Below are 13,142 nucleotides of genomic sequence, written 5' to 3' on the forward strand. Positions count from 1 at the left end.
CGAGAGCGCCAAGAGGGTGAGGAAGAGGGCGGCGCGGCCGCCGAGTCGTCGGCGGCCGCCCGGGTCAGCAGCCGCCGGCGGGCGGGGCGCCGATCCGGAGGGTGACCGGGGCCGCGCAGCAACCGCCGCCGTCGGTGCTCTGGGCGGCGTCGGGGTCGTCGTAGAGGCCCGCGCCGCCGCACACGCCGGTCTCGGGCAGGGTCAGCTCGACGCGCTCGGCGGCCTCGCGGTCACCGGCGATCGCGGCCGTGACGGAGCGGACCTGCTCGTAGCCGGTCATCGCCAGGAACCTGGGAGCACGGCCGTAGGACTTCATGCCGACCAGGTAGATGTCCTTCTCCGGGTGGGAGAGCTCGTTCACGCCGTGCGGGTAGACCGTGCCGCAGGAGTGGACATTGGGGTCGATGAGCGGGGCCAGCGCGGTCGGGGCCTGGAGACGCTCGTCGAGGCCGAGGCGGACCTCGGAGAGGAAGGACAGGTCCGGGCGGAAGCCGGTGAGCACGACGACCTCGTCGACCGGGTCCAGGCGGCGGCCGTCCTCGGCGACGAGGACGAGCCGGTCGCCGTCGCGTTCCACCGCCTGCGTACGGAAGCCGGTGACCGCGCTCGCGTGGCCGGCCTCGACGGCGGCCTTGGCACGCAGGCCCAGGGCGCCGCGGGCCGGGAGCTGGTCGGCCTCACCACCGCCGAAGGTGTTCGCGCCGATGCCGCGGCGCAGGATCCACGTCGTGTGCGTGCCCGGCTGTTCCTGGGCGAGGCCGGCGAGTTGGGCGAGCGCGGTGAAGGCGGAGGCGCCGGAGCCGACGACCGCGGTGCGCCTGCCCGCGTACCGGGCGCGGGCGGCCGGGTCCCTCAGGTCCGGGACGTGATAGGTGACGCGGTCGGAGGCGGCCTTCTCGCCGAGGGCGGGCAGGCCGTCGGCGCCCATCGGGCCGGGGGCGCCCCAGGTGCCGGAGGCGTCGATGACGGCGCGGGCGCCGATCCGCTCCTCGCGGCCGTCGGCCGACCGGAGGTGCACGGTGAAGGGCTGCTCGTCGCGGTCGGCGTCGACGATGCGGTCGCGGCCCGCGCGGGCGACGCCGGTCACCGCGGCGCCGTAGCGGACCTTGTCGCCGAGGACGTCCGCGAGCGGCTGAAGGTACCGCTCGGCCCAGTCGCCGCCGGTGGGGTAGGCGGCGCCGTCGGGACGGGTCCAGCCGGTGGGCGCGAGGAGCTTCTCGGCGGCCGGGTCGGTGACCTCGGCCCACGCCGAGAACAGCCGCACGTGCGCCCAGTCGCGTACCGCGGTGCCGGCGGAGGGGCCGGCCTCGAGGACCAGCGGTTCAAGACCGCGCTCGACGAGGCGGGCGGCGGCGGCCAGCCCGACGGGGCCGGCGCCGATGACGACGACGGGCAACTGGCCGTTGGTGGGCGCGTTCACGAGGCTTCCCCTTTGCTTCGACGTTCGTCGATGGCTTGCGCGGCCAGCATGGCAGCTGATTCGACATGCGTCAACATAGACATTTGCCGAATCAGGAAGCTCGCGACGGCCTCCGCCCGCACCGCGGAGTCGCCGGCACGGCCACCGGGACCCAGGCGGCGGGGGCTCAGGTCATGACCGCCCGCCGAGGGTGAGCTGGGCACGGTGGAAGTCGAAGTGCCGGGTCGGGTACCGGTAGACCTCTTCGAGGGTCATCACGTCCTTGAAGAACGGATCCCACCGGGTCGGAAAGGCCATCGTGCGCGCCAGGACCGCGTCCGGCTCGGCCTCCAGACGGCGATGGAGGACCGCGAGCGTGCGATCGAACTTGGCCCCCATGCGCCGCCGGCCGTAGACCCGGGCGCCGGCCACGGAACCGAGATGGTTGACGGCGTCGAACGGCCGGGTCGCGGCGTCCAGCAGACGCGCCCACGCCCGGCTCGCGCCCGGCGGAAGGCGGCCGAAGAGGCGCACCATGGGGAGCAGCGCCCGTACGACCATGTAGCCGAACAGCATGTGATAGAGCAGCTGTTCGTTGTCCCAGCGGGTTCCGTCACTCCGGCGGCGCATGTCCTCGGCCGTGGCCGAGTCCAGAAGCTGGTGGAACGTCGCACCGGCCCGCCGCATCTCCTCGTGAATGACTTCCCTGTCCATGGGTCCCGCCCCGGTGGGAGTAGGTGGGGTTGCCGCCCCATGATGAGGCTCGCCGCATCCCTCGGCACCCGGCCGGCACGGCAATTCTCGGCGGGCCCGGCTCCGAGGCCCTCCGACACCCTCGGCATTCTGGTTCGACGCGTGTCAACATAGACGCATGTCGAATGCTGAGGTGCTCCCGCTGCCGGCCCCTGCCGCCGGCCAGGCCGCGGTGGCGTGCTGCCCGCCGCTCACCGAGCGTCCGTTCAGCGCGGAGGAGGCGGAACGGGCCGCGCGCATGTTCAAGGCGCTCGGCGATCCGGTGCGGCTGCGGCTGTTCTCCGCGGTGGCCTCGCACGAGGGCGGCGAGGCGTGCGTGTGCGACATCTCCGACGTCGGGGTCTCCCAGCCGACGGTGTCCCATCACCTGAAGAAGCTCAAGGAGGCCGGGCTGCTCACCTCCGAGCGGCGCGGCACCTGGGTCTACTACCGCGTCGAGCCGTCCGTGCTCGCCACCATGGGCAGTCTGCTGGCCGCCCCGGCGACCGCGGCCCGGTGAGCGCCGGGGACGCCGGAGCGGTGGTCCCCTGAACGCTCCTCGTGCCGTGCGACCGGGCGCAGACCCCGGCCCGGCGGTCTGCGCCCCGGTCCCGCAGCGGTCCGGGCGGTGCTTCAGCTCTCCTGTGGTGCGGGCGTGAGCTGCCGCGCGGCGCTGAACTTCCGCCGCCAGGCCAGGGAGACGTACACCAGCGCGACCAGGACCGGAACCTCGATCAGCGGGCCGACCACACCGGACAGCGCCTGGCCGGAGGTGACGCCGAAGGTGGCGATGGCGACCGCGATGGCCAGCTCGAAGTTGTTCCCGGCGGCGGTGAAGGCGAGCGTCACGGTCCGGTCGTAGCCCAGGCCGATCGCCTTGCCGAGGGCGAAGACGCCGAACCACATCACCGCGAAGTAGGCCAGCAGTGGAAGGGCGATGCGGGCCACGTCCAGCGGCCGGGACGTGATCGTCCTCCCCTGGAGGGCGAACAGGACGACGATCGTGAACAGCAGGCCGTACAGCGCCCAGGGGCCGATCTTCGGCAGGAACCTCGTCTCGTACCTCTCGCGGCCGAGCTTCTTCTCGCCGACGCGGCGGGTGAGGAACCCGGCGAGCAGGGGGACGCCGAGGAAGATGACGACGTTCAGGGCGATCTTCACCATGGAGATGTCCAGGTGCTCGCCCCCGCCCAGGCCGAGCCGGCCGGGCAGCAGGTCGAGGTAGAACCAGCCGAGCAGGCCGAACGCGAGGACCTGGAAGACCGAGTTCAGGGCGACCAGGACGGCGGCGGCCTCGCGGTCGCCGCACGCCAGGTCGTTCCAGATGACGACCATGGCGATGCAGCGGGCGAGGCCGACGATGATCAGGCCGGTGCGGTACTCCGGCAGGTCCGGCAGGAAGGTCCACGCCAGCGCGAACATGACGGCCGGGCCGACGAGCCAGTTCACGACCAGCGAGGAGACCATGAGCCTCCTGTCGCCGGTGACCGCGTCGAGCCGGTCGTAGCGGACCTTGGCCAGGACCGGGTACATCATAACCAGCAGGCCGATGGCGATCGGCAGGGAGATGCCGCCGATCTCGACCTCGGCCAGGGCGTCGTTCAGGCCGGGGACGAGCCGGCCGAGTCCGAGGCCGACGGCCATGGCGAGCATGATCCAGACGGCGAGGAAGCGGTCGAGCGTCGACAGCTTCGCGACGATCGACGCCTCTTCGGCCGTCGCGGGTGCTTCGGTGCGGGTCACGGGCAGGCCCTCTTGTTGTCGGCGGCGTTCCGGGCGGAGTCGGCCAATTCCGCGAACCGGCCGGCGAGCTGGGCGATCACGTCCGGGCGCAGCCGGTAGTACGTGTACCGGCCGCATGGCTCCGTGTCGACGACGCCCGCCTCACGCAACACCTTCAGATGGTTGGAGAGGTTCGTCTGCTTCGCACCGGTCTCCTCGACCAGATGCGTGGTGCAGAGCGTCTCCTCGGCGAGCAGGGTGACGATCCGGAGCCTGAGCGGGTCGGCCAGCACCCGGATCAGATCAGTGTCGACTGACGTCAGCATGGGCTGATACTGTCACATCAGCCCAGACTGATACCAGTCTGGGCTGATCCTTGGGGCCCGCACCTGCATGTCGCCCACTTCCCCGACCCGAAGGAAGAAACCATGGCCTCCCGCCCGCTCGCCTCCGTGCTGTTCGTCTGCGTCCACAACGCCGGGCGTTCGCAGATGGCCGCCGGATTCCTCTCCCACCTCGCGGGCGACCGGATCGAGGTCCGCTCCGCCGGTTCCGTCCCCGGCGACCAGGTCAACCCGGCCGCGGTCGAGGCGATGCGCGAGGCCGGCGTCGACATCTCCGCGGCCAGGCCGAAGATCCTCACCACCGAGGCCGTCCAGGCGTCCGACTACGTCATCACCATGGGCTGCGGCGACGCCTGCCCCCTCTTCCCGGGCAAGAAGTACCTCGACTGGGCCCTGGAGGACCCGGCCGGCAAGGGCGTGGAGTCCGTGCGCCCCATCCGCGACGAGATCCGGAAGCGGGTCGAGGCCCTGATCGCCGAGATCGACGCCGGGCGGCAGGACACGACCCGCTCCCTCTGACGTGCCGCTCTATCTGACGTGCCGCGCGGGCCCGGTGGCGATGTGGAGCAGGTGTTCCAGGGGACCGCGGCGGAATCGGCGGGTCCAGGCGGTCGCCAGGAGCGTCGCCGACGCGATGAAGGCGAGCAGGACCGGCAGCGCCGACATGGTGTCGCCCTCGACCGCCGGTACGTGCCAGACGTGGGCGAAGAACCAGAGGGCGACGATGTGCAGGACGTACGTCGTCAGGGCCATCGTGCCGACCGCCGTGACGGGTCCGGCCAGGGCCGTGAGACGCGGCATCCGGTCGGCCACGGTCAGGCACGCCGCCATCACGAGGAGAGCGACGCCCGTGTTGCCGAGGAGGGAGAAGGTCGTCTGGCTGTGCGGCGCCGCCACCAGCAGCCAGGCGAGCGGGGTGTGGTTCTCGGGTTCGCCCACGGTGTCGGACCACCAGGCGGACGACGCCGAGCCGGCGCCCGTGGCGGCCGCGACGGTGGACAGGGCGTGCGGCACCAGGCGCAGGGCCAGCCAGGAACCCCCGTAGCCGAGCGTGGCGAGCGTCCCGCCCGCGAGGGCCAGCCGGGATCGTACGCCCGCCCGCGTGAGGTCGAGCCGGGCCACCGCCATCCCCGCGACCAGGAACGGCATCCACGTGAGCACCGGATACTCCCCGGTGAAGAGGAGTTCCAGGACGCCGTCCGTGCCGCTGATCCGGGCCAGCGGGTCCCAGGCGGTGACGGCGTCCGCCCAGCCCCCTGCCTCGATCGCCCCTCGGATCGCGTAGAGCGACAGGGGCATGACCAGCGCACCCCCGGCAGCGATCAGCGCGAGCGTCCGTGCGCGCAGCCGGTACAGCGGGAGCACGGCCAGGAAGAGCAGCGCGTAGAAGCTGAGGATCACGGCCACGTCGGTGCCCAGGGCCGTCAGGGCGTAGCCGAGCACCATCAGGACGGCGGCCCGGATCACGACCCTCGCCACGGCCTGGCGGCCGGAGCGCCCGGTGCGCGGCTGCGGCCGGCCGGTGATGATGACCAGCGAGAAGCCGGCGAGCACGGCGAAGAGCGCGGAGGAGCGGCCGCGGGCCGTCTCCAGCAGGAAGCCCACCGGGCCGCCGACCGTCACATCGGGGCCGACGTGTGCCGCGTACATGCCGAAGACGGCGAGCCCGCGGGCCAGGTCGATGCCGACGAGCCGCCCGGTGGACGTGGACGGCGGGGCGGAGGCGGTGGAGGAGCGGTTCCCCGGGCGCCCGCTTCCAGTGTCGGGCGGCTTGTCCACCGGCTTGCCCACCGGCTTGCTCAGCGGCTTGCTCAGCGGCTTGTCCACCGGCTTGCTCAGCGGCGCGGGCGACGGTGCGTTCAGCGGCTCGTGCGTCGGCGCGGGCGACGGTGCGTTAGGCGTCATGTCCGAGATATGACCGGCGGACCGCCCCCGGCCACCGGGGCGGGTTTCCGAAGGCACCCCGCCGACCGGCCGGAGTCACCCCGGCCAACCGGCTGGGACCACCCCGCCAACCGGTGGGAATCGCGTACGGCCCACCGATCGGCCGGCGTCCGGGGGGTACGGATCGACCGGCGGCCATGCGACGAGTGGAGCGCACGTGATCCGGGTCCTGGTGGTGGACGACGAAGCCCTGATCCGCAGGGGCTTCACCCACATCCTCAACGCGGCGGACGGCATCGAGGTCGTGGGCGCGGTCCCGGGCGGCCGGGCCGTCCGTACGGTGCGGGAACTGCGGCCCGACGTCGTCCTGCTGGACATCCGGATGCCGGACGTGGACGGGCTCACCGTCCTCGCCGAACTCCGCCGTCTGCAGGAGCCCCCGGTGGTGGCCATGCTCACCACCTTCGACACCGACGAGTACGTGGCCTCCGCGCTGCGCTCGGGCGCCGCCGGATTCCTGCTCAAGGACACCGACCCCGAGCATCTCCCCCATCTCGTGCGCACGCTGGCCGAGGGCGGGCCCGTGCTGTCGTCCAAGGTCGCCCGGACCGTGGTGAACGGCTACCTCGACACCGACGTCCGCGAGCCCTCCGCCGTCCGCCTCACCGACCGGCTGACCGAGCGCGAGCGCGCCGTGCTCGTGCTGATGGCGGAGGGGCTGGCCAACAACGACATCGGCGACCGGCTGCATCTGAGCACGGGCACCGTGAAAGGCCACGTCAGCGCGGTGTTCGGCAAGCTGCGGGTCGGCAGCCGGGTCCAGGCGGCGCTGATCGCCGAGCGTGCGGGTCTGCTGGGCCGGCCCCAGGACGAGGCCGAAAACGCGGCCGAGGGCGAGGTCGAGAGGAAGGGCGCCGGATGAGAGCCCGCAGGCTTCCGGCTCCGCTGGTGGACGTCGCTCTCGTCGGGGTGTCGCTGGCGGACACGTGGGTGCACGTCGACGCCGGGGACCGGGTGGCGCTGTCCGTGTCGCTGCTGGCCGCCTTCGCGCTGCTGCTGCGGCGCCGGCTGCCGCTGACCACCTTCGCGCTCACCCTCCCCACCGCCATGATCTCCGACGCGGCGGTCGCCACCACGGCCGCGCTGTACACCCTGGCCTCGCTCAGCCGCCACCGCGTGCTGCTGGCCGGCTGTGCGCTGGTCTTCGCGGCCGGTGACTTCCTGCCCTGGCCGTGGTCGGCCGTGCGGGTCACCGAGTTCACCCAGAGCGGCAACCTCTTCCACCTCAGCTACACGCTGGCCACCGCGGCCGCCCCCGTCTTCCTGGGCCAGCTCGTACAGGCCCGGCGCGACCTGTCCCTGCGGCTCACCGAGATCTCCGAGGCCCGCGAGCACGAGAAACTGCTGACCGCCCAGAGCGTCCTCGCGAAGGAACGCGCACAGCTCGCCCGCGAGATGCACGACGTGGTCTCCCACCAGGTCAGCCTGATCGCCGTACAGGCCGGAGCGCTCCAGGTGGGCAGCGGCGACCCCGAGACGAGGGAGGCCGCAGCCACGATCCGCCGGCTCAGCGTGCAGACCCTCGACGAGCTGCGGCACATGGTCAGCGTGCTGCGCGCCTCCGGCAGCCGCCCCACCGAACTCACCCCCCAGCCCTCCCTCGCCGACCTGCGGCGCCTGGTCGAGACCAGCGGTATCGAGGCGAAACTGGAGACCGGGCTCCCGGCGGACCTCCCGCCCACCATCCAGCGCGCCGTCTACCGCACCGTCCAGGAGGCCCTGACCAACGTCCGCAAGCACGCGCCCGGTGCCACGGCCACCATCCGCATCGACCACAGGGGCCGCACCGTCCGCACCACCATCACCAACACCGCCCCCACCCGCCACGCTCTCGCCCTGCCCAGCGCCCAGTACGGTCTCGCCGGCCTGCGCCAGCGCGCCGAACTCCTCGGCGGGGCCGTCACCTCCGGCCCGACACCCGACGGCGGATACGCCCTGCACCTGGAACTGCCCGACGAGCCGCGCCGCTGAGCGGCCGGGAGGCCGGGCACCCCGCGGCGGCCCGGCCCCGGGTGGGGCCGGGCCGCCGGTGCGTGGTGCGCGGGCGGTCAGTGGCCGCCGGTCCGTGGAGGGCGGGCGGTCAGTGTCCGGTCCGTGGTGTGCGGGCGGTCAGTGGCCGGTCCGTGGTGTGCGGGCGGTCAGTGTCCGGTCCGTGGTGTGCGGGCGGTCAGTGGCCGCTGACCATGAGTTCGTAGTCGCCGATCAGGTCGCCGAGCAGGGTGCCGGCGGTCAGGTCGCTGGTGACGTGGCCGGCCATGTAGAGGCGGGAGTAGAGGACCTCGGCGCGCATCCACTCGTACTCCGGGACCCGGTGCGGGGAGAGGGCGCTGAGGAAGGTGACCGCGGCGGCGGCGCGGGTGGCGTGCCGGGAGGGGTAGGAGTACGGGCCCTTGGCGCCGGGCTGGATGTGCTTCTCGGGGCGCAGCGTCGGGTCGAGGACGAAGGGGGCGGGCTGCTTGTCCTTGGCGGCGAGCTGGTCGCTGATCGTCTTGCCCATCTTCAGGGCGGCCTTGAGCTCGGCCTTCTCGGCCGTGCCCTGCAGGGCGGGGATCAGTTCGCGCTGGTCGTGGAGGTAGAGCTTCCAGATGTCCTTCTTGCCGTAGGCCTCCAGCCAGGTGGCCGCCTTCTTCCCGGCGGCGGTGCGGGTCCTGGCGAGCTGCTGGACCTGGTGGAGTTCGGCGGTACGGGTGCTCGCGGCGGGCGGCGCGGGGACCTGCTCCGCGGCCCAGGCGGCGAACGCCTTGTCGTCGCGGACGGTGCCGTGCTGGGACTTCCACCGGGCGAAGAGGGCGTCGGCCTTCTTGCGCTGGGCGTCGGCCTGCTTGCCGATGGCGGCGATCTCGGCGTCGGTGAACAGCTTGGGGGGCGGGTTCAGCTTGATCCGCGCCGTCGCGCCGGGCTTCTTCTTCGCGGTGGTCGAGCCGGCCGGGATCAGCTGCGGCCGCAGCAGGCCGACGGTGGCGGCCGCGACGGCGAGCAGCGCGATGAGGGCGTACGGCCACTTGATGCTGCGCAGGGCTTTCATGCGGCGGTGGACCTTTCGATGGGGGAACCCGGCCGGAAGTGGGTGCGGGCGAGGCGGCGTACGTCGTTGTCGGGCAGACCCGGGGTGAGCAGGGACTGACCCACGATGTACTTGCTGAGGGAGACGGGCCGGGCGCCGAGGCCCAGCAGCAGCCGGTCGGCGGGGGCGGGCCGGGCGGTGCCCTTGGTCTCGACGAGGACGACGTCCGGGGCGAGCGCGGCCGTGCGGGCGTCCCGGTGGCAGCTGAGACCGCCGTCCAGGGTGACGCGGGTGCCGAGACGCAGGTCGGCGAGGGCCACGCGGACGTAGCGGATCTCGGCGGCCGGGGCCAGGTCGGCGGTGGTGACGGGTATCCCGGCGCGCCGCAGGACGTCGTCGACGAACTCGGCCGACGGGGCGTCGAGCCGGCCGTAGGACTGCGGGGCGGCGCGCAGCGCGTGCTTGACGGTGGCGCCGCGGCCGTCCTTGGTCTTCACCTCGACCCGGCACAGCCCGTCCTCCGCGTACAGGCGGGTGCGGACCTTCCAGCGCCTGCGGCGGCCCTGCACATGGGCGTGCCAGGCGCCCAGCCGCGGGGTGTCGAAGTAGGTGCTGAGGTACGTCGTCGTACGGCGGCCGTCCAGGTCCAGGACGCGGTGGCTGTCCGCGAGGCGCTCGACGAGGGCGCGGGCGCTCTCGAGCGGGACGAGGTACTTGCGGTCGGTGCGGTGCTGGAGGGCGGCGGCCGCGTCGACCTCGGCGAGCGTGGCACCGGGGAGCCGTTCGAGGCCGAGGGTGGTGGCGAGGGAGGAGGGAGTCGAAGAGAGGTCCGCGGGGAGGGCGGAGGCCAGGTCGGCGGAGGGGCCGGAGGCGACGGTGGTGCCCGGAGTCACGGGGCGATCCCGGCGTCCGTGGCGGCGGCGAGTTCCGGTTCCGCCGGCGCCGGCCCGGTCTGCTCGGTGACGGGGTAGCGGGCGGAGACCCGGGTGGTCTCGCGGACGTAGTCGACCTCGTCGACGGCCACGGAGAGAGGGGCCTGCCCGAAGCGGAGGGCGACGTCCTGGGCGATCAGGTCGGGGGTGGGATATATGCGGTCGAGGGTGAGCCTGACCGTGCGGGTGCGGGTCTCGGTCCCCGGGGCGTCGACCAGCAGCACGGCGAGCAGGACCGCCGCGACCAGGGCCACGGCCAGCCAGTGCTGCCGCTGCGGCAGCCCGGTGCACAGGGCGACGACCAGGGTCACGAAGGTGTAGGCGACGTCCCGGAGGGTGAACGCCGCGCTGCGCAGCCGGACCAGGGAGAGTATGCCGAACAGGCCGAAGCCGACCCCGGCCGGGAACTTGCCGGAACTGATCATGCTCATCGCGGCGAACAGGCCGAGGTTCAGCGCGACCAGGACGAGCGGCATTCCGGGCGCGCTGCCGCGACGCCGGTAGAGTCCGCCGACCAGGATCATCAGCGCGATGACGTCGAGGCCGCCGCGGGTGATCAGGTCGGCGGGGGCGATGTGGTCGGTGATGCCCTTGGCGGAGAGCAGCACCGGTATCGCTGTGTGCATGAAGGTCCCTTCCCGGCGGCGCGTCGGACGGCGGACCGGCTCCCGGCCCACGGAGCGCCGCGGCGTGAAGAACGCTAGGGACGGAGCATGAACAGACCATGAAGGCTTGAGGGCCCTGCTCCCGGTGCCCGGCCTGCCCGTCCCACCGCCCGGGCGTGGACCCGGCCGGTGGGACGGGCGGACGGCGCCGACCCCCGACGGGGGCCCGGCGCGGGGGCCCGGCGGGGGTCCGGCGCGGGGGCCCGGCGGGTGCCGTCCGCGTGAGGGCTAGCCTGGCGGCCATGCACTACCTGGTCGTCGACGACGAGTCCCGCCTGACCGACCTGGTCGTCCGCTACCTCGGCGAGTCCGGCCACACCGCCGAGGGCCGCTACGACGGTCACGCCGGCCTGGCCGCCGCCCGCGACCCGCGGATCGACGCCGTGGTCCTGGACGTGATGCTGCCGGGCCTGGACGGCGTGGAGGTGTGCCGGACCCTGCGCGACGAGGGCGTCGACGTCCCCATCGTCCTGCTGACCGCGCGCGGGGCGATCAGCGAGCGGGTGGCCGGGCTGGACGCCGGCGCCGACGACTACCTCGTCAAGCCCTTCGCGATGGAGGAGCTGCTCGCCCGGCTGCGCGCGATATCCCGGCGCCGCCCCGACGCCGCCGGCCGCCTCCGGGTCGGCGACCTCGTGCTCGACCCGGAGCAGCAGCGCGCATGGCGGGCGGACACCGAGCTCGACCTGTCCCGCCGGGAGTTCGCCGTACTGCGCGTGCTCATGGAGAACGCCGGCCGGGTGGTCTCCCGCCTCCAGCTGCTCGACGAGGTCTGGGACGGCGAGACCGACCTGCGCAGCAACGCCATCGACGTCCACGTCTCCAAGGTGCGCGCCAAGGTCGACCGGGCCTTCGGCCGTACGACGATCACGACCCTGCGCGGCCGCGGCTACCGACTGGAGGCCGCGCCGTGACCAGGCCCGGTCTGCGGGCGCGCGTCCAGCGGCTGCCCGTGGTCACCCGCCTGGTGCTGGCCGTGGCCGTCACCATGTCCCTCGTCCTGACGGGGGCGGCGGGCCTGGTGTACTGGCGGGTCCAGACCGCCCTGGACCAGCAGCTCGACGACGACCTGGCCACGTACCAGCACACCCTCGACCGGGCCGTACGCGCGGGCGCCGCGCTCCCACCCGGCCCCAGCGGCAGCCTCCACCAGGTCCTCGACGCCCGGGGCCGGATCCTGGACGCCGACCCCGCCGTACGCGGCAGGCCGCTGCTCACCGCCGCCGAACGCGGTGCCGCGGCGCGCGGGCGCACGGTCCGGCGCGATGTCGGCTCGCTGCTGCCGATCACCGCGGACACCCTGCGGGTCCAGGCCGCGCGGGTCACCGCCGGGGGCCGGGTGCGCCTGGTGGTCGCCGCGGTCCGGCGCGGCCACCGCGACGAGGCGCTGCGCGAGCTGCTGGCCCAGCTCGCCTTCGCCTCGGGCCTGACCCTCATCGCCGCCTCCTACGTCGGCTACCGCACCGCGCGGGCTGCCCTGCGCCCCGTGGAGCGCTACCGGCGCGGCGCGGCCAGCTTGGCCGACGGCGGCCAGGACCTGCGCCTGGACGTGCCCGCCGACCGCGACGACGAGATCACCCGGCTCGGCCACACCCTCAACCGGATGCTCGACCGGCTGGCCGCCTCCGCCGCCCGGGAGCACCAGTTCATCGCGGACGCGAGCCACGAACTGCGCACCCCGCTCACCCTGATGCGCGCCGAACTCGACGTCGCCCTGCACCGCCCGCGCACCGCCGGGGAGTTGACCGACACCCTGCGCTCCGTCGACACCGAGGTCCGCCGGCTGGTCACTCTGGCCAACACCCTGCTCGATCTGGAACAGCTCGACAGCGGTGAACGCATCCAGCGCTCCCCCGTCGCGCTGGGCCGTCTCCTGGACGACGCCTCGGCCCCCTATCGGGCGGCCGCCGAGCGGGACGGACGCACCCTCACCGTCACCTGCGACGACGCGACCGTACGGGTCGATCCGCACTGGCTGCATCCGGCCATCGGAACCCTGCTGGACAACGCCCTGCGGCACGGCGCCGGTGCGATCGCCCTGCGCGCGACGGTCCGGGACGGACGGCTGAGCCTGTCCGTCGCCGACGCGGGCTCCGGCTTCCCCGGCGACTTCCTCCCGCACGCCTTCGAGCGCTTCACCCGCGCCGAGACGAGCCGCACCACCCCCGGGACCGGCCTCGGCCTCGCCCTCGTCGCCGCCGTCGCCGCCTCCCACGACGGCACCGCCCGCGCCGAGAACACCTCCCCGGGCGCGGTCGTCACGCTCGACATCACCTGCTGAGGCGACGGCGTACGGCACCTCCCGCCGAGGCGACGACGTACGGCTGCACCCACCGAGGAGACACCGTAGGACTTCACCCGCTGAGGCGGCGTCGTACGGCACCGGCCGCCGGCGCGACG

Annotated in this window: 14 protein-coding genes; 6 read left to right on the forward strand and 8 right to left on the reverse strand. The window is 73.6% G+C overall.

The genetic code is table 11. The features are described 5' to 3' along the window. Positions 1–64 precede the first annotated feature (64 nt). Positions 65–1,420 carry an NAD(P)-binding domain-containing protein gene (locus ACIQ9G_RS14400; RefSeq protein WP_403608738.1) on the reverse strand — a complete coding sequence of 452 codons (1,356 nt, stop codon included), beginning with the start codon at positions 1,418–1,420 and terminating at the stop codon, positions 65–67. A gap of 171 nt (positions 1,421–1,591) precedes the next feature. Then, positions 1,592–2,113, reverse strand: coding sequence for a DinB family protein (locus tag ACIQ9G_RS14405; RefSeq protein WP_403608739.1), 522 nt, complete (start codon positions 2,111–2,113; stop codon positions 1,592–1,594). A 157-nt stretch (positions 2,114–2,270) separates the two neighbouring features. Between ACIQ9G_RS14405 and ACIQ9G_RS14410 the strand changes: the two genes are divergently transcribed. Continuing rightward, a complete protein-coding gene (locus ACIQ9G_RS14410; RefSeq protein ID WP_403608740.1) occupies positions 2,271–2,651 on the forward strand; it encodes an ArsR/SmtB family transcription factor in 381 nt (126 codons plus the stop codon). 113 nt (positions 2,652–2,764) lie between these two features. Here the strand turns inward: ACIQ9G_RS14410 and arsB are convergent, their stop codons facing one another. After that, positions 2,765–3,874, reverse strand: a complete 1,110-nt coding sequence (arsB, locus tag ACIQ9G_RS14415; RefSeq protein ID WP_403608741.1) for an ACR3 family arsenite efflux transporter — start codon at positions 3,872–3,874, stop codon at positions 2,765–2,767. After that, entirely contained in the window at positions 3,871–4,179 is a 309-nt protein-coding gene (locus ACIQ9G_RS14420; protein ID WP_392190578.1) for an ArsR/SmtB family transcription factor, read from the reverse strand. Before ACIQ9G_RS14420 ends, arsB begins: the two co-directional genes overlap by 4 nt. A gap of 102 nt (positions 4,180–4,281) precedes the next feature. Between ACIQ9G_RS14420 and ACIQ9G_RS14425 the strand changes: the two genes are divergently transcribed. Then, positions 4,282–4,716 (forward strand): arsenate reductase ArsC, encoded by a 435-nt coding sequence (locus ACIQ9G_RS14425; RefSeq protein WP_403608742.1) that lies wholly within the window; start codon positions 4,282–4,284, stop codon positions 4,714–4,716. Between the two features lie 9 nt (positions 4,717–4,725). Here the strand turns inward: ACIQ9G_RS14425 and ACIQ9G_RS14430 are convergent, their stop codons facing one another. Further along, complete coding sequence (locus ACIQ9G_RS14430; protein ID WP_403608743.1) at positions 4,726–6,102, reverse strand: DUF418 domain-containing protein; 1,377 nt, start codon at positions 6,100–6,102, stop codon at positions 4,726–4,728. A 196-nt stretch (positions 6,103–6,298) separates the two neighbouring features. Here ACIQ9G_RS14430 and ACIQ9G_RS14435 point away from each other — a divergent pair, with 196 nt between their 5' ends. Next, the gene (locus ACIQ9G_RS14435) at positions 6,299–7,003 is read left to right on the forward strand and encodes a response regulator (RefSeq protein ID WP_403608744.1); all 705 of its coding nucleotides are present in this window, start codon (positions 6,299–6,301) and stop codon (positions 7,001–7,003) included. Further along, complete coding sequence (locus ACIQ9G_RS14440) at positions 7,000–8,112, forward strand: sensor histidine kinase (RefSeq protein WP_403608745.1); 1,113 nt, start codon at positions 7,000–7,002, stop codon at positions 8,110–8,112. The genes ACIQ9G_RS14435 and ACIQ9G_RS14440 overlap by 4 nt, the downstream gene beginning before the upstream one ends. A 196-nt stretch (positions 8,113–8,308) precedes the next feature. Here the strand turns inward: ACIQ9G_RS14440 and ACIQ9G_RS14445 are convergent, their stop codons facing one another. From ACIQ9G_RS14445 to ACIQ9G_RS14455, 3 genes are read right to left on the reverse strand one after another with little or no spacing between them, the layout of a single operon-like run. Beyond that, a complete protein-coding gene (locus ACIQ9G_RS14445) occupies positions 8,309–9,166 on the reverse strand; it encodes a phosphatase PAP2 family protein (RefSeq protein ID WP_403608746.1) in 858 nt (285 codons plus the stop codon). Then, a complete protein-coding gene (locus tag ACIQ9G_RS14450; RefSeq protein ID WP_403608747.1) occupies positions 9,163–10,038 on the reverse strand; it encodes a polyphosphate polymerase domain-containing protein in 876 nt (291 codons plus the stop codon). Before ACIQ9G_RS14450 ends, ACIQ9G_RS14445 begins: the two co-directional genes overlap by 4 nt. Further along, positions 10,035–10,703 carry a DUF4956 domain-containing protein gene (locus ACIQ9G_RS14455; protein WP_403608748.1) on the reverse strand — a complete coding sequence of 223 codons (669 nt, stop codon included), beginning with the start codon at positions 10,701–10,703 and terminating at the stop codon, positions 10,035–10,037. The genes ACIQ9G_RS14450 and ACIQ9G_RS14455 overlap by 4 nt, the downstream gene beginning before the upstream one ends. Before the next feature lie 281 nt (positions 10,704–10,984). Here ACIQ9G_RS14455 and ACIQ9G_RS14460 point away from each other — a divergent pair, with 281 nt between their 5' ends. Continuing rightward, positions 10,985–11,656 (forward strand): response regulator transcription factor, encoded by a 672-nt coding sequence (locus ACIQ9G_RS14460; protein WP_403608749.1) that lies wholly within the window; start codon positions 10,985–10,987, stop codon positions 11,654–11,656. Next, entirely contained in the window at positions 11,653–13,023 is a 1,371-nt protein-coding gene (locus ACIQ9G_RS14465) for an ATP-binding protein (RefSeq protein ID WP_403608750.1), read from the forward strand. The genes ACIQ9G_RS14460 and ACIQ9G_RS14465 overlap by 4 nt, the downstream gene beginning before the upstream one ends. Positions 13,024–13,142 lie beyond the last annotated feature (119 nt).

Source organism: Streptomyces sp. NPDC096152 (assembly GCF_044763235.1).
Lineage (GTDB): Bacteria > Actinomycetota > Actinomycetes > Streptomycetales > Streptomycetaceae > Streptomyces.